Below are 21,218 nucleotides of genomic sequence, written 5' to 3' on the forward strand. Positions count from 1 at the left end.
TATCATAAATATGCCTAGAAAGTGAAAGGTGACAACTTGAATAACACTTCTTTAAAGATACCTGTTCTTATCCCTTTAATAATAGGGATTATCGCAATATCATTTTCTTCCATTTTTGTTAAGTGGTCAGATGCTCCGGTCTCTGTTCAAGGGATGTATCGATTATTATTTACTTTAATCATGATGTTGCCGTTTGTTTGGAAACAAGCACGATTTTTGAAAAAGATCAATTGGCGAGAAACCTTTTTACTAATTTTATCGGGTTCCTTCCTAGCTCTTCATTTTTTATTCTGGATGGGATCATTAAAGTTAACTACCGTAGCAAGTTCAACGATATTACTTTCCCTACAGCCTGTTTTTGTAATGATTGGAGCATACATAGCATTTCGGGAAAAAACGTCTAAAGCTGCGATCATTGGGATGATGGTTGCAATCATCGGCGCAATAATGATTGGGTGGGGAGACATTGGCATCTCCACAAAGCATATACAAGGAGATCTTTTATCTATTTTAGGCACGATTGTAGTTGCGGCCCATATGTTGATCGGCCAAAAGCTTCTTAAGACATTTCCTGCAACGCTTTATAGTTTTTCGGTATTTCTTGTAGCGGTCATTGTATTTGGAATCTACAATCTAACATTAGATATACCGATGACTGGTTATCCTGAGAAGGATTGGGGAATCTTTTTACTGCTTGCCATCATACCAACTGTGTTTGGACATGTATTGTTTAATTGGCTATTAAAATATGTAACAGCTGCTACGATATCAATGGCAATATTAGGTGAACCTGTAGGGGCTACATTGTTAGCATACATGTTTCTTGATGAATCACTAACTCTTTCCCAATGGAGTGGCGGTGCTATCGTATTAGCGGGACTGTATTACTTCTTGCAAAATACTCGAAAACAAAATAAACGAACACCCCCTGCACCGATCAAGCCGCCAGTCACATCAGGTCCCATTGTAAAAAAAGGGTAAGAGCCTATTTCTATGCTTTTGTATGACATTCTTATATGATGAAACAAACAGATGAAAAAAGGAGATTGATTTTATGAGTAACTATGCAAAAGCTACTTTTGCTGGAGGATGCTTTTGGTGTATGGTCACACCATTTGAAGAGTGGCCAGGTATCATTTCTGTAGAATCGGGCTATACAGGTGGTCACAAAGAGAACCCGACATACAAAGAAGTCTGCAGTGAAACAACTGGCCATTTTGAGGCAGTCCAAATTACATTTGATCCATCCATCATTTCGTATGAGAAAATCGTCTCTGTTTTTTGGAAACAAATTGATCCTACTGATGCTGGAGGACAATTTTACGACCGTGGAGATTCCTACCGCACTGCCATTTTCTTTCATGATGATGAACAAAAAACGATTGCTGAGAAATCAAAAAAGGAACTTGAAGAGAGCGGCCGATTCGACAAACCTATCGCAACTTTAATTTTACCAGCTGATACATTCTATCCGGCTGAAGAATATCATCAAGATTATCACAAAAAGAATCCGTTTCATTACAAACGTTATCGTCAAGGCTCAGGTCGAGATGTCTTTATCAAATCACATTGGGTAGACAATGGGCAAAAAGAAGAAATACTAAAGACGCTAAATCCTATGCAGTATAACGTTACACAAAACGATGGAACTGAACCTCCTTTTCAAAATGAATTTTGGAATCATACTGAAGAAGGTATTTATGTAGATATCGTTTCTGGGGAACCTCTTTTCAGTTCTTTAGACAAATTTGATAGCAGCTGTGGGTGGCCGAGTTTTACAAAGCCAGTTCGTTCATCTACCGTGGAAGAAAAAGAAGACCTGTCTCACGGTATGATCCGAACGGAAGTAAGAAGTAAGGATGCAGATTCTCATTTAGGACATGTATTCACTGATGGTCCTCGGGATCGAGGAGGATTAAGATATTGCATAAATTCTGCAGCACTTCGTTTTATTCCTAAGAACGAACTAAAAGAAAAAGGATACGGAGAATATCTCACTCTGTTTGAACAAAAATAAACCAGCTCAAAGCTGGTTTATTTTTGTTCAGAAGAGGAATAAGAATGGGACTGAATGTATTTTAATCGCGTAAATAGAATAATAGCTCCAGCTGTTAGACCTGATATTAATCCGATCCAATAACCATAGGCACCAAGAGTTGTGAAATTAGCGAGATAATATCCTACCGGTAGACCAAGCACCCAATATGAGATAAATGAGAGCATAAAGGTCACATTTACATCTTTATAGCCTCTTAGCGCACCTTGTATCGGAGCTCCTATAGCATCCGCCAGTTGAAAGAACACCGCATACCATAAAAACGAAGTCGTCAGTTGAATAACTTCTTCTTCGTTTGAATACATGCTTGCTACTTGTTCATCGAAAATCATTAAAAGGCCTGAAAGAACTAGGGCAAATCCAACCGCCGTTACAATTCCGATATAGCTATATTGTGCTGCATCTTTAAAGCGTTTCGCACCAACTTCAAAACCAACTGCAATCGTAAGTGCAAAAGAGATGCTTAGCGGCAGCATATACAGGAACGAAGCAAAGTTGAGTGCGGCTTGGTGAGCAGCAATGGTTATCGTGTTAAAATCACTCATTAACAATGTAACGGCCGCAAATATACTTACTTCAAAAAAGATGGCAAGACCAATTGGGACCCCGATCTTCAACTGTTCTTTCCAAGCGGTCAAAGAAGGTTTATAGAAGTTTCTAAACAGTTTATATCCTCTAAATGGATTCACTTTAACGACAATTATCACGGTAAAAACTGCGGTTACCCAATACGTTATAGCTGTTGCAACACCTGCACCTATTCCGCCTAATTCTGGAAAACCACCTTTACCAAAAATAAATAGGTAGTTAAAGATCGCATTTACGGGTAGTCCGACAAGAGTAATAAACATTGTAATTCTAGTTTGACCAAGCGCATCTATAAAAGATCGAAGTGCTCCGTATAAAAACAACGGCATGATCCCGAAAGAGAGTGCGATTAAATAGCCTCTTGCAACGTGCTCCACTTCTTTCTCAAGAGTCATCGCTCCTAGAATAGGGTCTAAAACCATTGAACCTAATGCAACAACGATCACGGATATTACGACTGATAAATAGACGGCTTGCATAACTGATCGAGGTACATTTTTTGTGTTTTTAGCCCCTACTAACTGTGATACGATGGGTGTTAATGCCATTAGGATACCATTTAGTCCAGTGAAGATAGGAACCCATAAACTCGATCCGATGGCTACACCTGCAAGTTGATCAGCCCCAGATCTTCCGCTCATAACGGTATCTAAAAAATTCATGGCATATAAACCTAACTGAGTGATCAAGACTGGAATAACAAGGATTAAGAAGTTTTTGTATTTATCTCTTAACGAATATGTCTGTATCATATGCATACTTCCTTTAGTATTAAACTGTCAATTCGAGACAATGCATTATATCATAAAACATAACTAATATACGTGAAGGAGAAACTATGAGTGTTCAATTTCTTTTTGAAGTTCAATCTGTTCTGCCAGGAGAGGAAAACGAAGAAAAGATTGTACTGGTATCAACAGAGCTTTTATATAAAACGAGTGGGGAAACAATTTATACAGGCGTAATACCGGTCAGAGTTACAGAACATGGAGTTTTTGTATCAGTGCCAGCAGTTACGGCGGCTTTTAATTCAAAATATTTACGTACTGAAACGTTATTTCGGTTAAAAAGATACATTAAACGCATGAGAGATTACTTGGATTTTGATAATAAGGAATAAGTTGACTTTTTGTTTTTGCCCTCATATAATATGAAAAACTATAACTCAGATCATTTATGAAAAAGAGAGTACTCTGTAAGGATGTTCATAGCGAGCAAGGAATCGGTGTAAGCCTTGCACTACTTACAGACGAAGCGCACTTTGGAAATGTTTGCTTGAAACGAAGTAGAGCAGACCGGGACTTCCCGTTAACAAGTCAAGTGGCCTTTTGGCAACGAGAGTGGTACCGCGGTTAATATCCGTCTCTTCTATTAATTTAGAAGGGGCGGATTTTTTTATTTTAGGGAGGGAAACGAATGAACGGAAAACATTTATTTGCAGCTTACTTACAAGATCACATTGGTACTGACTTAACATTTGAACAAATTGAAGTCTCTATAGAAAAGCCTAAACAGATCCAACATGGTGATCTTGCATTTCCATGTTTTCAGTTAGCTAAGATCTTTAAGAAATCCCCAAATGAAATCGCAAAAGAGTTAGCTCAAGGAAACATCTCAGGTGAGTTTGAGAAAATTGAAGCAGTGGGGAGCTATGTAAATGTTTTTTTAAATAAAAAAGCAGAAGCTCTATCGCTGCTGACTCAAATTTTAAAAGAGAAGGACGCTTATGCAGACCATCGTTTCGGTCATGGAAAAACGATTCTTTTAGATCTTTCCTCACCAAACATCGCAAAGCCGTTCTCTATGGGACATCTACGCTCAACTGTAATCGGTTCCTCAATAGCTGCTATCAGCGAAAAATGCGGCTACCAGACAGTTAAAATAAATTATATAGGAGATTGGGGAACTCAGTTTGGAAAATTGATCTCAGCTTATTTAAAGTGGGGCGAGGAAAATAAAGTCCGAAATAATCCGATCGAAGAGCTGACTAAACTTTACGTACGTTTTCATGAAGAAGCTGAAAGAGACCCTTCGTTAAATGATGAGGGTAGAATGTGGTTTAAGAAATTAGAAGATCATGATCCAAAAGCTAAAGAACTTTGGATCTGGTTTAAAGAAGTATCTTTAGAGGCTTTTCAGAACATTTATGAGTTATTGGATGTCCGATTCGATTCCTATAACGGTGAAGCCTATTTTAACGATAAGATGGATGCTTCTGTAAAAGCACTGCAAGAAAAGAATTTGTTAGAACTCTCAGAAGGTGCTCAGGTTGTAAGGGTAGGTGATGATCTACCACCGTGTTTAATCAAAAAAACAGACGGTGCCACTCTCTATGCCACTCGTGACATTACAGCTGCTATCTATAGAAAGAGCACATATGACTTTACCGAAGCATTATATGTTGTCGGTCACGAACAATCTCTACATTTTGAACAAGTGAAACGAGTCCTGAAAAAGCTCGGACATGATTGGGCAGATCACATGCACCATGTTCCATTCGGGCTCATTTTACAGAACGGTAAGAAGATGAGTACTCGAAAAGGAAAAACAGTCCTATTAGAAACAGTTATTTTAGAAGCAGTTAAGTTAGCAGAACAAAATATTCGAAGTAAGAATCCTGAACTCGATGAAATAGCGACTGTCGCTCGTCAAGTAGGAGTGGGGGCTGTTATCTTTCATGATTTGAAAAATGAAAAGGGAAATGATGTGGCATTTTCGCTTGAGATGATGCTTAAATTCGAGGGCGACACAGGGCCGTATGTACAGTATACAGCAGCTAGAATTCAAACATTATTAAACAAAGGGAACTTTACCGGAAATGTTCCACAAGAGTTCTCCATCGGATCTGAAAGCTGGGGAATTCTATCTGTATTAAGCGAGTTTCCTGAAGTTGTTGAACTAGCGTTTCACAGAAAAGAACCTTCTATTATTTCAAAATATGTCTTAAAACTATCTCATAAGTTCAATCATTATTATGCTCATGTAAAAATCTTAGATAGTAAAGAAACGCCAGAACGATTAGCACTTTGTGCAGCAGTTCAGATCGTCCTGAAAGAAGGATTACGATTATTAGGCGTGCAAACACCGAATAAAATGTAAAGTTACCCTTTATTTTGCTGCAGAGTTTATTTAGTAGCTAACCATCTAGATTCCGTTATATAATCTTATAACTTCATATAAAATATGGGATCGAGGAACGGACAATGAAATTAAATGAACATACGAAGGGTATATGGTATGCCGCTTTTTCTTATTTAATATGGGGATTTCTTCCGCTATATTGGAAGCCACTCCAATCCGCTGGTTCTGTGGAAATCCTAGCACATCGCATTCTATGGTCATTTCTTTTAATGATCGCGGTTATGTTCTTATTGAAAAAGAAAAAGACACTCATAAGAGATGTGAAAGTGCTCTTTAGTCAAAAAAAGCAGTTTATATCCGTGTTGACTGCTTCGCTATTAATTAGTGGAAATTGGGTCATGTATATCTGGGCGGTTAATACTGATCATGTCGTTGAAGCGAGTTTAGGCTATTATATTAATCCGCTCGTTAGTGTGATTTTAGGCATGCTTGTTTTAAAAGAAAAATTAAACAGCTGGCAGCTCATATCCTTTTTGTTAGCTGCTTGCGGTGTTTTTCTATTAACATGGCAACATGGAGAATTTCCTTGGGTAGCTGTTTCTTTAGCGCTTTCGTTTGGCCTGTACGGACTTGTAAAAAAACTTGGGAGTTTTGACTCGCTAACAGGTTTAACATTTGAGACGATGTTTGTCTTCCCATTAGCGTTACTTTATTTAGTCTATCTTCAATGGAACGGGGAGGCATCATTTATCTCTGGAGGCACTTCTACGACATTGCTTCTTTGGGGAGCAGGTCTCGTTACAGCTGTACCTTTACTTTGCTTTGCGCAAGGTGTAAAGCGGATCTCGATGACGATGATCGGTTTTCTACAATATATTGCTCCTACAATCATGCTCGTTTTAGGTGTATTTTTGTATCAGGAAACATTCAGTAAGATTCATGTCATTTCATTCACCATGATATGGGTTGCACTCCTTATTTTTACGGTCAGCAAAACAAAATGGGCAAATTATCTCATAAATCGTAAAAAACAAAATTCACTTTCTGCGAAAATATAGTATAATGGCAATGACCATTGTTACAGTTGAAACCTTATCAATGATAAGGTTCTTTTCATTCATTGTTTGAGAGCGCTTTAAATAGGGAAAAATTCAATGGCGAGAAATGATGAATCACCTGTTAACAGCAACAGCACAATACTTACAAAGGGAAGCAGGAGGGAACAAAAGATGAGTCATCAACGTTCCAAATCAGAAAATCCTTGGCAGGGACTAAGTGGACCAAATATGGCCTACATCCTTGAACTATATGATCAATATAGTGTGGATCCGGAATCTGTTGACAGTTCATTCAAAGAGAAATTTGATGCTTGGGGGCCTCCGATCGAGGGCTCTGAATCAAATCAACGTACTGCACAGAGTTTTGATGGATTGGATTTCGAGAAATTAGCAGCTGCACTAAAATTAGCAGAAAACATTCGCACATACGGTCACTTAGCAGCTAACTTATACCCTGTAGGGGAATTTCCGAAAGATAACCACCATATTGACCCGAAAGAATTTAACTTATCAAAAGAAGATTTGAAAGCGATACCACCTTCCTTCATTTGGAAAGAAGCGCCATCTAGTGTTAAAGACGGCTATGAAGCGATCCAAATGCTTCAGGAAGTGTATACCAAAACCATCGCTTATGAGTTCAGTCATGTACATGAGACTGAAGAACGCCAATGGTTAAACACCATGGTTGAAACAAGCCAACACTATCCTAAATTTTCGGCTGAAGATAAGAAGAACCTTTTAACACGATTGAGTGAAGTTGAAGGCTTTGAGAAATTCCTTCATAAAACATTCGTTGGACAAAAGCGTTTCTCTATCGAAGGCGTTGATATGCTGGTACCTATGCTTGATGAAGCAGCTAAAGAAGGATGCCGTGACGGAGCTGAACATGCTTTGATCGGAATGGCACACCGTGGGCGTCTAAACGTACTTGCTCACGTGCTTGGCAAACCTTACGAATTAATTTTCTCAGAGTTTCATCATTCTCCAAACAAAGAGCTAATTCCCTCTGAAGGTTCGAGAGGAATCAACTTTGGTTGGACTGGAGATGTAAAGTACCATTTAGGTGCAAGCCGTTTAGTTGAAACAGATCAATCTCATAAAATTAAAATCTCACTTGCAAATAACCCAAGTCACTTAGAGTATGTAGATCCAGTAGTTGAAGGCTATACAAGAGCAGCTCAGGAAACACGTGACAAAAAAGGTTATCCGGTTCAAGATACTTCTAAAGCCTTTGCGATCCTTATTCATGGTGATGCTGCATTTCCAGGTGAAGGAATCGTTGCTGAAACATTGAACTTAAGTCGTCTTAGAGGATACCAAACAGGTGGGACACTTCATATCATCGCGAACAATCTAGTAGGTTTTACAACAGATAGCGGCGATTCTCGTTCAACGAAATATGCGAGTGACCTTGCAAAAGGGTTTGAGATTCCGATCATTCACGTTAATGCAGATGATCCAGAAGCATGTATTGCAGCTGTACATCTTGCTTATGAATATCGTAAAAAGTTCCAAAAAGACGTTCTGATCGACCTGATCGGATATCGTCGATTCGGTCACAATGAAATGGACGATCCATCTGCAACACAGCCAAGATTGTATAAACAAGTAAACAGTCATCCGACAGTTCGTGACGTTTATGCTAAGCAGCTTGTTAAAGAAGGAGTACTTTCTGAAGAAGAAGTAAAATCCATTGAAAATGATGTATTAACAAAGCATCAGACTGAATATGAAAAAGTTCAAGGCCGTAAAGAAAAATTCAAATTGGAAGACACGAGACTTCCTGATCCGTTATCGAAAGCACTTCCTGATATCGATACCACAATCTCAGTTAGTGATCTTCAAGAACTTACAGAGAATATGCTCAAGTTCCCTGAAGACTTTAACGTTTACCCGAAGATCAAAAGAATCCTTGAGCGTAGACGCAAGTCTTTCCAAGGTGAAAAGATCGATTGGGGTATGGCTGAATCATTAGCGTTCGCTTCCATTCTTAAGGATGGAACGCCGATTCGTATTACCGGGCAAGACTCTGAGCGTGGAACGTTCGCGCAAAGACACCTTGTTTTGAACGATAGTGAGAGCGGAAAGAAGTTTTCTCCATTGCATGCGATGGATGACATCGATGTTTCGTTTGCGATTCATAACAGTCCACTTTCAGAATCATCCGTTGTTGGTTTTGAATACGGCTATAATGTGTTTGCACCTGAAACCCTTGTTATTTGGGAAGCGCAATACGGTGATTTTGCAAACGTTGCACAAGTTCTGTTCGATCAGTTCTTATCTGCTGGCCGTGCGAAGTGGGGACAAAAATCAGGTATGGTGATGCTTCTTCCTCACGGATATGAAGGTCAAGGACCTGAGCATTCAAGTGCACGTCTAGAGAGATTCTTACAGTTGGGTGCAGAAAATAACTGGACGGTTGCTAACGTAAGTACTGCATCTCAGTACTTCCATTTGCTAAGACGTCAAGCGAAGCTCTTATCTATGGATGAAGTTCGTCCGTTGGTTGTTATGACACCGAAGAGCTTGCTGCGTGACACGAAAGTAGCATCGATGGCTGAAGCATTTGAAAGTGACCACTTTATGCCATTGTTACAACAGCCTGGCCTAGGCAAAGAAAAAGACAAAGTGAAGAAAATCTTGCTTTGCTCTGGTAAGATTGCGATCGATCTTGAAAAAGCGCTTGAACAAGATCAGGTAGCAAGAACAGAAATGCATATCGTCCGTGTTGAACAGATCTATCCGTTCCCAGAAGAAGAGATGAATGCTCTGTTAAAAGAGTATCCAAACGTTGAAGACTTGATCTGGGTGCAAGAAGAGCCGAAGAACATGGGATCTTGGTTATACATTGAGCCTAAACTTCGTGCTGTAGCACCAAAAGCACACGTTTCATATATTGGACGTCAAGAACGTTCGAGTACGGCTGGTGGGGAACCAGACATCTATAAAAAAGAACAAGAACAAATCATCCAAACATCATTAGCACTAGACATTCAATCGCGAGAGGGAGGCCGTGAACATGTTTGACGTTAAAGTTCCGGAATTAGCCGAATCAATTTCAGAAGGTACAGTAGCACAATGGCTTAAAAAAGAAGGCGACACAGTTGTTAAAGGCGAAGATTTAGTAGAGCTAGAAACTGATAAAGTTAACATTGAGATCAGTGCAGAGCGAGATGGCGTTCTAAAAAATATCAAGGTTGAACCAGGTGACACTGTAGCCGTTGGAGATATTATCGCTTCCATCGTTGAAGGCGGTGCTTCTGAGTCTGCAGAACCAGCAGCAGAAGAGAAAACGGAAGAAAAGGCAGCTCCAACTCAACAAAAACAAGAGCCGATCGTAGAAAAAGACGCGGCTGAAGAAGAAGTGAAAGCTTCTGACCGTCCAATCGCATCTCCTGCAGCTCGCAAGCTTGCTCGTGAAAAAGGTATCGATCTTTCTGAAGTGAATGCTCGCGATCCTCTAGGACGCGTTCGCACAGAAGATGTGAAACGTCACGCGGAAGGTGGAAGCTCGGAGAAGGCTACTCCGGCATCTAAGCCAGCAGCGTCAGCTTCTAAACCAGCTGCTTCTGTTGAAGCGGTAAATCCTGAGAAACCTGTAGAGCGCGTGAAGATGTCCCGCAGACGTCAAACGATCGCTAAACGTTTAGTTGAAGCTCAACAAACTGCAGCGATGCTAACAACGTTTAATGAAGTTGATATGACGGCGATCAATGAAGTTCGTGCTCGTCGTAAGGACAAGTTCTATGAGCAAAACGGTGTTAAACTAGGATACATGTCATTCTTCACGAAAGCTGTTGTAGGAGCACTGAAAAAGTTCCCTGCAATCAATGCTGAGATTCAAGGGGATGAAATGGTTCTTAAGAAATTCTACGATATCGGTATCGCAGTTGGAGCAGAAGAAGGACTAGTTGTACCAGTTGTTCGCAACGCTGACCGTCTAAGCTTCGCTGGTATCGAAAAAGAGATCGGAAACTTAGCTGAGAAGGCACGTTCTAAAAAGCTATCGTTAGAAGACCTTCAAGGTGGTTCTTTCACAATCACAAACGGCGGTATCTTCGGATCTATGCTTTCAACACCTATTTTAAACGCACCTCAAGTTGGTATCCTTGGAATGCACACGATTCAATGGAGACCAGTAGCGATCGATAAAGAGCGCATGGAAAACCGTCCGATGATGTACATCGCGCTTTCATATGATCACCGTATTGTAGATGGAAAAGAAGCAGTAAGCTTCTTAACAACGATCAAATCACTTCTGGAAGATCCAGAATCACTTCTTTTAGAAGGTTAATGTTTAGGAATATAATGATGATATGGAACGCCCCTTGCTTGCAGGGGGTGTTTTTTTGTGGGTTTGTAAAGGAGGCTGTGGTGTGTGCAGCTGCTGATGGGTGTTCCGGGTAGTAAGTCCTTGGGATTTGTCGAATGGCCTTTATTTTTGGATTAAGACTTAATCGTGGCTGAAAACGGCTTAATTGATGAGCGAAACGACTTAATTAACGTTCATTCCGACTTAATTTTTTCAAATTAGACTTAATTGTGCACAATCTAATTTCCAAATGGAAAATAATCATCAAATCATTACTGAAAATAAAGGATTTTTATCCAGTTTTCTTGAATGAGATATGTACTAAAAAGCAAGAGGTGATTTCTTGATAAAAAAACCACGTACTAAGCCCCTAAAATTATTAAAATTGGATTCCATCATCCAGAGATTAATACCCAGTCACCCGAAATATGGTGAATTAAAAACTGAGTTTACGAAATACGCGGCAGGCTATAGAGGCGAAGTAGCATTAGATTATTATCTGCACGATTTAGATGAAAATTCGTACCTCATTTTTCATGACTTGCGACTTCCAAGAGATAAAGAAAAGAAGTACTATTTTCAAATTGACTGTCTAATCCTTCATTCTTCATTTGGCGTTTTGCTCGAAGTTAAAAATCTCTCAGGTGACCTTTATTTTGATCATCACTTCGATCAGATGAAACGAACGAAAAATGGGGTAGATGAAACATTCCCTGATCCAGTAAACCAAGTCCAACAACAAAAAATATATCTCGAAAGCTGGCTGACAAGAAACCAGTTGCCTAAAATTCCGCTAGATTCCCTCGTTGTTCTAACAAATCCTAAATCTTTTATTACACTATCACCCCATTATGGCAAAAAAGCGGCCCATATCATTCGTGCTAAGGGTCTAGCTAATAAAATTCAAGACATTTCGACATCCCATCAAGAAATCCTTTCAAAAAAAGACCTCTCAAAATTAACTACAAAGCTATTAAAACAACACGAAAAGCATAATCCAGACGTATTAAGAACATATAACATCAAAGAGACGGATATTCACACTGGAGTCTTTTGTCCAGACTGCAATCATATTCCTATGCGGCGAGAGAGAAGTACTTGGGTTTGTTCTAAGTGCAATGTAAAGTCCAAAGAAGCTCATATAAGAGCAATACTAGACTACGCACTGATCTTTGATCACCCCGTTAAGAATAAAACGTTAAGACGTTTTTTACACATCGATTCATCCACTTGTATGAAAAACCTTCTGAAATCCATAAATCTTACTCCGAGCGGACCTACTAATTCAGCAACGTACCAGCTACCGATTCCTGAATAGCATAACTAACATATAATTATTTTAATCTAATAAAAAAAGTGAGATAAAAACCTACTAATATATATCCTTATATCATTTGTAATCTGCAAGTAATTAAAGTTGCAAAACACACGCATTACTACGATTTAAAGTTTGCATTCTGCAACCAATGCATAAAAAAGACAGCTGCAATCTGCAGCCGTCCAAATTGGAACACCAATATTTTATTAAGGAATCAACAAAATCTTACCCGTACTTTTTCTACTCTCTAAATATTCATGAGCTTTTTCACCTTCAAGCAAGGGGAAAGATGTTTCTGTAATTTTTACATCTCCATTTTTAATCCATTTAAACAACTCGCTTGAACGCTTTACACGTTCTTCGTGTGAGGTTAGGACATTCCATAGATCGCCTCCGGTCAACGTCTTAGAAGTATCCATGAGCATTCGAGGATCAATGGACACAGGGTCACCACCCGCCATACCGAAGAATACGACGGTTCCGGCAATCCTTGTTACTTCAAAACTATCCATTATCGTAGACCCGACCGACTCGTAAACAACGTCTACACCTTTGCCAAAAGTTTCATTCAACACGCTTTCTTTCCAATTATCATTATATAGGAATACTAAATCAGCACCTGCTTCTAGAGCGAATTGACGCTTTTTTTCTGAAGACGTTAAACCAATAACTTTTCCGCCAAGCAACTTGATGATTTGAATCAATAACTGTCCAACACCGCCGGCAGCAGCATGAACCAATGACACGTCACCTTTTTGAATGGAGAAGCTATCCCGCGTTAGATAATGTGCAGTCAACCCTTGTAACAAAAGTGAGGCTGCTGATTCAAATGAAACCCCATCTGGAATAGGTATTGCTTTTTCATAAGGGACAGCAACGAGTTCCGCGTTAGCTGCGGGTACATCTGCAAATGCGATGCGATCTCCAACTGAAACACCATTCACAGCACTACCAACTTCTTTAACGATTCCTGCTCCTTCATAGCCTAGAATGTAAGGAGGCTGTCCTTCAAGATGATAATTTCCTTTTCTTCTATAAACATCAGCGAAGTTTAAGCCAATGGCCTTCATTTCCACTAAAATATCGTGTGCTCCGATAATTGGGTCTTTGATTTCTCGATATTCTAAAACTTCTGGACCTCCGAAGTTGTTAAAAACCAATGCTTTCATATATGTAAATCTCCATTCTTATAATATTTTCTTTATCATAGTAACCGAAACAATCTATGTAATACTAGGAAAGAAGTCTCTAAGGAATGAATTTGACAGAAAGAGCGGGGCACATTATGATTTAACAAAAGCAATTCTTAAAGGAGAGAGACTTAAATGATTCATTTAGAGTGGGCGAACAGAGAAACAATTCGCGAGATTAAATGTGTACATACGGATGCAAAAAAATATATGGTTAACCGTGCTTTGACTGCTGGTAAAACCTATGAACTAAAGAATGAAACAGAGGAATTTTATTTTGTAGTAGATAACACAGGGAAAATAGGCGGTTACTACAAAGAATATTTCGAAGGGTAAGCTCTAGAGCAACCAAAGAAAAGCCTGACTCAGTGAGCCAGGCTTTTTCTTTCTATTAAGAATGAATCTTCTTTTTTTCTTTGTTTAGAAGAGCATCCATGAATTCGTGGAATTCTGGAATGTTCATCTGTTGTGCTGAATCAGATAGTGCTACTGCTGGGTCAGGATGCACTTCAGCCATAACTGCATCTGCACCGATCGCCATTGCCGCTTTAGCAGCAGGGAGGAGAAGGTCTTTGCGCCCTGTTGAGTGTGTTACGTCCACGACTACAGGTAGATGCGTTTCTTTTTTAAGAATAGGTACCGCAGAGATGTCTAGCGTGTTTCTTGTTGCTCTTTCGTACGTTCGAATTCCGCGTTCGCAAAGAATGACTTGGGAGTTACCTTGAGCCAAGATGTACTCAGCTGCGTACATGAATTCTTCAATCGTCGCAGCTAACCCACGCTTCAGCAATACCGGTTTGTTCACTGATCCAGCTGCTTTTAACAGATCAAAGTTCTGCATGTTACGTGCGCCGATCTGAATCACATCAACATAATCTAGTGCCATCTCAATATCGTTCGGATTTAGAATTTCACTCACAACAGCAAGCTGATGTTCATCTGCTGCTTTACGAAGAATTTTTAACCCTTCTAGTCCAAGTCCTTGGAAGTCGTAAGGAGACGTACGCGGTTTGAATGCGCCACCTCGGATTAAAGTTAATCCTTTTTCTGCAATGACTTCTGCTACTTGCTTCACTTGTTCGTAGCTTTCTACCGCACAAGGACCCATGATGAAGTGAGGATTGCCATCACCGATCTTTTCACCTTTTACATTTACAATTGTATCTTCAGGTTTCTTTTTACGAGATACGAGTAATGCTTTTCGATTATCGTCTTTTTGAAGCTCTAAGCTTGCTTTGAAGATCTGTTTGAAGATGTGTTGTACCGTAGACGTCTCAAAAGGACCATCGTTATGAGAAGCGATTAGATCAAGCAATTCTCTCTCTCTAACAGGATCAAAGCGTTTAACACCTTGCATTTCTTTAAGCTTTCCAATTTGTTGTGCCACGTTTCCTCGTTCGTTTAGAAGCTCTAGAATCTTTAAAGAAATATCATCCATCTGTTTGCGTAAGTCTACTAATTCGTTTGACATGTGTGGTTCCTCCCCATATTTATACTCTTGTCATTATTTCCTATATCGCGGCCGCTCATAGGCTTATTAATATACATCGTAACATAGACACTTTCGCGCTTTAAAGCGTGTGTCTCATAAAGTATTGTTTGTAACTTTAAAGGGATTTCAAAAGAATGTCAAGTACTTACGCGAAAAAAGATTTAAAATAATTTTAAAGCTCTTTTAAGTGCTTTTTGACATATAGATGAAGGTAATGTAAATTTTAAGAAAAATGAATGAATTTCCTTTACAACAGCGCTTCAACGTGCTAAAACTGTTTATAACTTTATAAAACAAATCGCAATGAAAGAACAGCAGTAGTGAAATGGTTCCCTGTTATTAGAGAGCTGATGGTGGTGCAAATCAGTACACAGCCTTTCACGAATTACAATTCTTGAGCAAGCTTTTGTAAAAAAAGCCGGAAAAATTTCCGTTAACAAAATGAAGGTGGCAAAGGTCTAGTCTTTGCTGTCAGGGTGGTACCGCGATAATTATTCGTCCCTGCTTATTAGCAGGGATTTTTTTGTACTATCAGAACTAAAAATGTAACTGGATCATCGAGGTTTAGAAAAGTTTTCTTAATAAAGAATAGGCAAACAGGAGGAATAGAAAATGAGATATTTAACAGCAGGAGAGTCACATGGCCCTCAACTCACAACAATCATTGAAGGTGTACCAGCAGGTTTGCCTCTAGTAGCAGAAGATATTAACGAGGAACTTGCAAGACGTCAAAAAGGGCATGGACGTGGAAGACGTATGCAGATTGAAAAAGATCAGGTTCAGATCGTAAGTGGTGTACGACACGGAATAACGCTTGGTTCACCGATTACACTTGTAGTAGAGAACAAAGACTTTACTCATTGGACGAAGATCATGGGTGCTGAACCTCTCGAAGACGAGAACGCAGAAGTGAAACGTGTTATCTCTAGACCTCGACCAGGCCATGCGGATTTAAACGGTGCTATCAAATACAACCATAGAGATATGAGAAACGTGCTAGAACGTTCTTCAGCCCGTGAAACAACAGTAAGAGTAGCAGCAGGAGCTGTAGCGAAAAAGGTACTAAAAGAGCTTGGAGTTGAAGTTGGAGGCCACGTGTTAGAACTAGGTGGTGTCGTAGCTGAGAATACTTCATATGAATCTTTAGAAGAACTTCGCGAAAAAACAGAGGTTTCTCCTGTAAGATGTTTAGATAAAAATGTTGAAAAGACGATGATGGAAGCAATCGATACTGCAAAGGAAAACGGCGACTCAATTGGAGGGGTCGTAGAAGTAATCGTAGAAGGTATGCCAGTAGGCGTGGGTAGCTACACACATTATGATAATAAGTTAGATGCCAAATTAGCAGCAGCAATCATGAGTATCAATGCATTTAAAGGTGCTGAGATCGGTATTGGTTTTGAAGCAGCACGAAAACCTGGAAGTGAAGTACATGATGAGATCGTTTGGGATATCGAACGCGGCTATACTAGAAGAACAAACAACGCAGGAGGCTTTGAGGGAGGAATGACGACCGGAATGCCAGTTATTGTTCGTGGTGTGATGAAGCCGATTCCTACTTTATACAAACCGCTGAACAGCGTGGATATTGAAACAAAAGAAGTCTTTGCAGCAAGCATTGAACGCTCTGACAGTTGTGCAGTTCCTGCTGCAAGTGTTGTAGCAGAGTCAGTTGTTGCATGGGAGCTCGCAAGTGCGCTAGTTAATCAATTTGGACAAGATAACATGGAAGTGATTAAGAAAAACATCTCTCAGCACCAAGAACGTGCAAGGGTGTTTTAAATGAATACGATTCACATAACAACACCTTCAAAAAACTACCCGGTTTTTATAGGTGATAACGTAATTGATGAGCTTAAATCAGTCTTAGAAAGCCTTAGCCCTTCACCTAAGAACCTATTGATCATAACAGATGAAAACGTTGGATATCTCTATTTAGAAACCGTACAAAGAGTGATTGGCGATGCTTTCACTCATGAAACAATTCAGATTCAGGCTGGTGATGATCAAAAGTCATTTGAGAATTATATGGCTTGTCAAAGCTTTGCTTTAAGTAAAGAGCTGGACCGAACATCTGTTGTTATTGCACTTGGTGGTGGCATGATTGGCGACCTTGCTGGATTTGTGGCGGGTACCTATATGCGAGGAATCCGCTTTATTCAAATTCCGACTACTATTCTCGCACATGATAGTGCAGTAGGAGGAAAAACAGGTATTAATCATCCTGAAGGTAAGAACATGATCGGTGTCTTTCATCAACCAGAAGCGGTGATCTATTCGACAGACTTCTTAACTAGTTTACCAGCAAGTGAAAAAAGATCTGGTTTTGCGGAGGTCATTAAACACGCATTGATCGCTGATGAAAATCTATATCGTTCGTTACGTGCGAACGTTAAAAACATCGATGATCTAAAAGGTGACTCCCTACAGAAAGCTCTCATACAAGGTATAAAAATCAAAAATGAGATCGTTACACAAGACGAAAAAGAAAAAGGAATTCGGGCTTATCTGAACTTTGGTCATACACTTGGCCATGCTATAGAAGGGGAACTTCAATATAAAGGCATCACCCATGGTGAAGCAGTAGCTTTAGGTATGCTTTTTGCACTTTCGCTAAAAGAGGACACTGAAATTTTAGGACAAGAACTAAAAATGTGGTTAAGAACTTTAGGTTTTCCATCATTCCCGAAGCACTTATCTGCTCCCTCACTGGTCAATCGAATGAAAAAAGATAAAAAAGCGGAAAAAGGCATGATTCAAATGGTGCTTCTGAACGGTTTGGCTAAGCCCTATTTATCACCTTTTACTTCAGAATCATTAGAGAAAAAATTATCTTCGTTTATAGAAGAGGCTTAAAAAGGAGTAGGAGTAAATGAAGAACGTCTTACTAATAGGGGTTGGATTGATCGGTGGTTCAATCGCTCTTTCTATCAAACAAGAACACGAAGCAACAATCTATGGGTATGACGTTTATGCTCAAAATAGTATAACTGCAGCAGAAATAGGCGTAATTGATGAAGCTGTTTCAGACTTCACAGAGATTGCTCATTTAGCAGATCTTATCATAATTGCAACACCAGTTGAAGCAACGTTACAGGTAATGGAGAATTTAGCTTCTGTTTCACCTGTCATTAAAGCGTTAGTAATGGATGTTGGAAGCACAAAAAAATCCATTATGCATAAAGCAGAAAAGATGGCCGCTACTGGAATTCGTTTTATTGGAGGTCATCCTATGGCTGGATCTCATAAAACGGGAGTGGAAAGTGCGAAAGTCCATCTATTAGAAAATGCCTTTTACTTTCTAACACCAAACTCTATAACTACAGATATTGATATTGATGAAGCTAAGACCTGGCTAAAAGGGACAAGAGCTAAATTTCTCGTTACTGATCCAGATGAACATGATTTTCTTACCGGCATTGTAAGTCACTTTCCGCATCTTGTCGCTTCAAGCCTTGTGAGGATTGCACAGCAGCATGCGAAGGAAAAACCGTTGATTCAGCAACTTGCAGCAGGAGGATTCAGAGATATTACGCGCATAGCTTCAAGCTCTCCTAAAATGTGGAGCGATATAGTTAGTCAAAACAAGTCACATCTTCTTACTCTCTTACACGAATGGAAAAATGAGATGGATACGGTGATAGAGTTCGTAGAAAAGGGAGATGAAGCGGAACTCTATGAATACTTTGATGGAGCAAAATCATTCCGAGATGCCTTACCAGTTCGGTCAAAAGGTGCGATTCATCCGTTCTCGGATCTATATGTGGATATCCTCGACAGAGTAGGTGCTCTGTCTCATATCACTGCTCTTTTGGCACAATCAGAGATCAGCATAATCAACCTCAGTATTTTAGAAGTAAGAGAAGGACTAAATGGGGTACTTCGATTGAGTTTTCAAGATGACAATGATCGAGATCAGGCACAAGAAATATTACAAAAAGAGGATTACTTAACACAAATCACTTTATAAGGAGGCACTATTCTATGACAAAGCAATTACAACCTATTCAACAATTAAAAGGATCTATTAAAGTGCCTGGTGACAAATCTATTTCACATCGAGCAGTCATGTTTGGGTCCATCGCTGAGGGTACAACGACAATCGATGGTTTTTTAACAGGCGAAGATTGTTTAAGTACCATTTCATGTTTCAAGAAACTTGGGGTTACGATACAACAAGAAGATGAAAAAGTAACAGTAGAAGGAAAAGGAATTGCGGGATTAACCCCACCCTCAGAAGATTTGTATGTAGGGAATTCAGGTACTACGATCCGTCTGATGCTAGGAATACTCGCTAATACACCGTTTGAATCGACCTTAACAGGTGACGAGTCAATTGCAAAAAGGCCGATGAATCGCGTTACCAAACCCTTAAAAGAAATGGGAGCTGCGATTGATGGGAATGATTCAGGAAATAAGGTCCCTCTTCATATAAAAGGAGGCGAAACACGAGGTATTCATTACACTTCTCCAATCGCCAGTGCTCAAGTTAAGTCGGCTATAATTCTGGCTGGATTAGATGGAGAAGGAACCACATCTGTAGAAGAACCCTTCAAATCAAGAGACCATACAGAACGCATGTTGAAAGCGTTTGGAGTAGAAGTTGAAAGCGATGATCTAACTGTTTCGGTCGCAGGTGGCCAGAAGTTAAAGGGAACACATATTGAAGTACCAGGTGATATTTCTTCAGCCGCTTTCTTCTTAGTAGCAGGTGCCATTGTACCAAACAGTGAGATTACTCTAAGAAAAGTAGGGTTGAATCCAACACGTACCGGAATACTGGATGTTCTAAAAGAAATGGGGGCAGATCTTACTTACCAAAATATCAATGAGACAGCTTCGGAACCATTTGGAGATTTGATTATTAAAAGCTCTGATTTAAAAGGTACGGTTATCCAAGGAGATCTTATCCCTCGATTGATCGATGAAATTCCAATCATAGCTTTGGCCGCAACTCAAGCAGAAGGAAAGACAATTATAAAAGACGCGCATGAACTTCGAGTGAAAGAAACAGATCGAATCGAAACCGTTGTGAACGAACTTAAAAAGATGGGTGCAGATATAGAAGCTACAGAAGACGGTATGATCATACAGGGAAAATCCTCACTGCGAGGCGCTTCGGTGCAAAGCTACGGTGATCATAGAATTGGAATGATGTTGAGTGTTGCCGCTTGTATCGCAGAAGGCGAAACAACGCTTACAAACAGTGAAGCGATTGCTGTTTCATATCCTTCATTCTTTGAACAATTGAATGTCCTCTCATCATAAAGAAAAACGTTCCCTGTTATTAAACGGGAACGTTTTTTTGTATTATTGAACACTTGAAAATGTTCGAAGATCTTCAATGTCTGCCACCTTGAATCCATTCGCTTCCACTCGGTGAACGAGTTCATCGATTTCTTCACGCGATACACTTTCATTGAAAGTGATAACAACTCTGCGAAGAAATTGCTTACCCGCGTCTTGAGTGAAAACACCTTCAATATTGTATTCTTCATGGATTGCTGTAAATAGTTTTCTTAACGAACCTTTACCCTCAGTAGTAGAAACTGTTAAAGAGTATCCACCCTTCTTGATACCATAAGAATCCTCTAGAATGTCCATAACTTTTGAGTGAGTAATGATTCCTAGGAAATTATGATCATCATCAACAACTGCCATAAACGGCAGGCGTCTGATCGTGAAAAGTACCTTAAAATAAGCCGTATTCTCATGAATAAATGCGTCTTTCTCTTCTACAATTCTACTAACATGATCTTTAACTGAACCGACATTATCAATAATATAATCAGATGTAGTCTCTTTAAAAAGAAGCCCTACAAATTTTTGTTCGGATTCATCTAAAACGGGTATGCAGCGATACCCGGATTGAATAATGGTATATCGAGCTTCGCTGATTGACATGTTTTCTGTAACATACGTTACTTTAGATTTAGTTAGATAGTTGGATTTTACTTTCATAATACACACCCTTTTCAGAATAATATAAATATTTAAAACTATTTCGACAAAAAAAGCAAATACCCTTTCTTTTTATTCAACTTTATTCCTAATTGCATATTAAGTAATAATACCATATACTATTACTAGAATATTTTATAAATTCTTAAAAGGAGGTGTAAG

At 39.4% G+C, this 21,218-nt stretch carries 17 protein-coding genes and 2 other annotated features; of the genes, 13 read left to right on the forward strand and 4 right to left on the reverse strand.

What is annotated here, in order from left to right:
* Positions 1-36 precede the first annotated feature (36 nt).
* Entirely contained in the window at positions 37-981 is a 945-nt protein-coding gene (locus HU823_RS01315; RefSeq protein WP_197220868.1) for a DMT family transporter, read from the forward strand.
* A gap of 73 nt (positions 982-1,054) precedes the next feature.
* Positions 1,055-2,017, forward strand: a complete 963-nt coding sequence (msrA, locus tag HU823_RS01320; RefSeq protein ID WP_144700450.1) for a peptide-methionine (S)-S-oxide reductase MsrA — start codon at positions 1,055-1,057, stop codon at positions 2,015-2,017.
* Positions 2,018-2,034: 17 nt separating this feature from the next.
* Here the strand turns inward: msrA and HU823_RS01325 are convergent, their stop codons facing one another.
* The gene (locus HU823_RS01325; protein WP_197220869.1) at positions 2,035-3,396 is read right to left on the reverse strand and encodes an MATE family efflux transporter; all 1,362 of its coding nucleotides are present in this window, start codon (positions 3,394-3,396) and stop codon (positions 2,035-2,037) included.
* 86 nt (positions 3,397-3,482) lie between these two features.
* On the opposite strand from HU823_RS01325, the gene HU823_RS01330 reads away from it, so the two are divergent.
* From HU823_RS01330 to HU823_RS01355, 6 genes are all read left to right on the forward strand, one after another.
* Entirely contained in the window at positions 3,483-3,764 is a 282-nt protein-coding gene (locus HU823_RS01330; protein ID WP_197220870.1) for a hypothetical protein, read from the forward strand.
* Between the two features lie 47 nt (positions 3,765-3,811).
* Positions 3,812-4,014: a binding site (T-box leader), on the forward strand.
* Between the two features lie 46 nt (positions 4,015-4,060).
* A complete protein-coding gene (argS, locus tag HU823_RS01335) occupies positions 4,061-5,743 on the forward strand; it encodes an arginine--tRNA ligase (protein ID WP_197220871.1) in 1,683 nt (560 codons plus the stop codon).
* A 104-nt stretch (positions 5,744-5,847) separates the two neighbouring features.
* The gene (rarD, locus tag HU823_RS01340) at positions 5,848-6,783 is read left to right on the forward strand and encodes an EamA family transporter RarD (RefSeq protein WP_144700444.1); all 936 of its coding nucleotides are present in this window, start codon (positions 5,848-5,850) and stop codon (positions 6,781-6,783) included.
* A gap of 171 nt (positions 6,784-6,954) precedes the next feature.
* Positions 6,955-9,810, forward strand: coding sequence for a 2-oxoglutarate dehydrogenase E1 component (locus tag HU823_RS01345; protein ID WP_197220872.1), 2,856 nt, complete (start codon positions 6,955-6,957; stop codon positions 9,808-9,810).
* Positions 9,803-11,077: a 2-oxoglutarate dehydrogenase complex dihydrolipoyllysine-residue succinyltransferase gene (gene odhB, locus HU823_RS01350; protein WP_144700440.1), complete on the forward strand. Its 1,275-nt coding sequence runs from the start codon at positions 9,803-9,805 to the stop codon at positions 11,075-11,077. The genes HU823_RS01345 and odhB overlap by 8 nt, the downstream gene beginning before the upstream one ends.
* Before the next feature lie 361 nt (positions 11,078-11,438).
* Positions 11,439-12,413 carry a nuclease-related domain-containing protein gene (locus HU823_RS01355; RefSeq protein ID WP_197220873.1) on the forward strand — a complete coding sequence of 325 codons (975 nt, stop codon included), beginning with the start codon at positions 11,439-11,441 and terminating at the stop codon, positions 12,411-12,413.
* A 206-nt stretch (positions 12,414-12,619) separates the two neighbouring features.
* Here HU823_RS01355 and HU823_RS01360 read toward each other — a convergent pair whose 3' ends face one another.
* Positions 12,620-13,582, reverse strand: coding sequence for a quinone oxidoreductase family protein (locus tag HU823_RS01360; protein ID WP_197220874.1), 963 nt, complete (start codon positions 13,580-13,582; stop codon positions 12,620-12,622).
* 156 nt (positions 13,583-13,738) lie between these two features.
* On the opposite strand from HU823_RS01360, the gene HU823_RS01365 reads away from it, so the two are divergent.
* Positions 13,739-13,939: a DUF6501 family protein gene (locus HU823_RS01365; protein WP_144700434.1), complete on the forward strand. Its 201-nt coding sequence runs from the start codon at positions 13,739-13,741 to the stop codon at positions 13,937-13,939.
* Between the two features lie 55 nt (positions 13,940-13,994).
* Here HU823_RS01365 and HU823_RS01370 read toward each other — a convergent pair whose 3' ends face one another.
* Positions 13,995-15,074: a bifunctional 3-deoxy-7-phosphoheptulonate synthase/chorismate mutase gene (locus HU823_RS01370; protein ID WP_066394116.1), complete on the reverse strand. Its 1,080-nt coding sequence runs from the start codon at positions 15,072-15,074 to the stop codon at positions 13,995-13,997.
* 315 nt (positions 15,075-15,389) lie between these two features.
* Positions 15,390-15,601, forward strand: a binding site (T-box leader).
* A 106-nt stretch (positions 15,602-15,707) separates the two neighbouring features.
* Here HU823_RS01370 and aroC point away from each other — a divergent pair.
* From aroC to aroA, 4 genes are read left to right on the forward strand one after another with little or no spacing between them, the layout of a single operon-like run.
* Positions 15,708-16,877 carry a chorismate synthase gene (gene aroC, locus HU823_RS01375; protein ID WP_144700430.1) on the forward strand — a complete coding sequence of 390 codons (1,170 nt, stop codon included), beginning with the start codon at positions 15,708-15,710 and terminating at the stop codon, positions 16,875-16,877.
* Entirely contained in the window at positions 16,878-17,951 is a 1,074-nt protein-coding gene (gene aroB / locus HU823_RS01380; protein ID WP_197220875.1) for a 3-dehydroquinate synthase, read from the forward strand. It begins immediately after the preceding gene.
* A 16-nt stretch (positions 17,952-17,967) separates the two neighbouring features.
* Positions 17,968-19,065, forward strand: a complete 1,098-nt coding sequence (locus HU823_RS01385; RefSeq protein WP_197220876.1) for a prephenate dehydrogenase — start codon at positions 17,968-17,970, stop codon at positions 19,063-19,065.
* Between the two features lie 14 nt (positions 19,066-19,079).
* Entirely contained in the window at positions 19,080-20,363 is a 1,284-nt protein-coding gene (gene aroA / locus HU823_RS01390; protein WP_144700424.1) for a 3-phosphoshikimate 1-carboxyvinyltransferase, read from the forward strand.
* A gap of 42 nt (positions 20,364-20,405) precedes the next feature.
* Here the strand turns inward: aroA and cbpA are convergent, their stop codons facing one another.
* On the reverse strand, positions 20,406-21,056 hold the full coding sequence (cbpA, locus tag HU823_RS01395) for a cyclic di-AMP binding protein CbpA (RefSeq protein WP_066394129.1): 651 nt from the start codon (positions 21,054-21,056) through the stop codon (positions 20,406-20,408).
* Positions 21,057-21,218: the final 162 nt, after the last annotated feature.

This window comes from Fictibacillus sp. 18YEL24, assembly GCF_015903855.1.
GTDB lineage: Bacteria > Bacillota > Bacilli > Bacillales > Fictibacillaceae > Fictibacillus > Fictibacillus phosphorivorans_C.

What these genes read in the sequence shown, in the direction of transcription:
- msrA (WP_144700450.1), top strand. Translation starts at nt 1,055, where the DNA reads ATGAGTAACTATGCAAAAGCTACTTTTGCTGGAGGATGCTTTTGGTGT.
- HU823_RS01325 (WP_197220869.1), bottom strand. Translation starts at nt 3,396, where the DNA reads ATGATACAGACATATTCGTTAAGAGATAAATACAAAAACTTCTTAATC.
- HU823_RS01330 (WP_197220870.1), top strand. Translation starts at nt 3,483, where the DNA reads ATGAGTGTTCAATTTCTTTTTGAAGTTCAATCTGTTCTGCCAGGAGAG.
- argS (WP_197220871.1), top strand. Translation starts at nt 4,061, where the DNA reads ATGAACGGAAAACATTTATTTGCAGCTTACTTACAAGATCACATTGGT.
- rarD (WP_144700444.1), top strand. Translation starts at nt 5,848, where the DNA reads ATGAAATTAAATGAACATACGAAGGGTATATGGTATGCCGCTTTTTCT.
- HU823_RS01345 (WP_197220872.1), top strand. Translation starts at nt 6,955, where the DNA reads ATGAGTCATCAACGTTCCAAATCAGAAAATCCTTGGCAGGGACTAAGT.
- odhB (WP_144700440.1), top strand. Translation starts at nt 9,803, where the DNA reads ATGTTTGACGTTAAAGTTCCGGAATTAGCCGAATCAATTTCAGAAGGT.
- HU823_RS01360 (WP_197220874.1), bottom strand. Translation starts at nt 13,582, where the DNA reads ATGAAAGCATTGGTTTTTAACAACTTCGGAGGTCCAGAAGTTTTAGAA.
- HU823_RS01365 (WP_144700434.1), top strand. Translation starts at nt 13,739, where the DNA reads ATGATTCATTTAGAGTGGGCGAACAGAGAAACAATTCGCGAGATTAAA.
- HU823_RS01370 (WP_066394116.1), bottom strand. Translation starts at nt 15,074, where the DNA reads ATGTCAAACGAATTAGTAGACTTACGCAAACAGATGGATGATATTTCT.
- aroC (WP_144700430.1), top strand. Translation starts at nt 15,708, where the DNA reads ATGAGATATTTAACAGCAGGAGAGTCACATGGCCCTCAACTCACAACA.
- aroB (WP_197220875.1), top strand. Translation starts at nt 16,878, where the DNA reads ATGAATACGATTCACATAACAACACCTTCAAAAAACTACCCGGTTTTT.
- HU823_RS01385 (WP_197220876.1), top strand. Translation starts at nt 17,968, where the DNA reads ATGAAGAACGTCTTACTAATAGGGGTTGGATTGATCGGTGGTTCAATC.
- aroA (WP_144700424.1), top strand. Translation starts at nt 19,080, where the DNA reads ATGACAAAGCAATTACAACCTATTCAACAATTAAAAGGATCTATTAAA.
- cbpA (WP_066394129.1), bottom strand. Translation starts at nt 21,056, where the DNA reads ATGAAAGTAAAATCCAACTATCTAACTAAATCTAAAGTAACGTATGTT.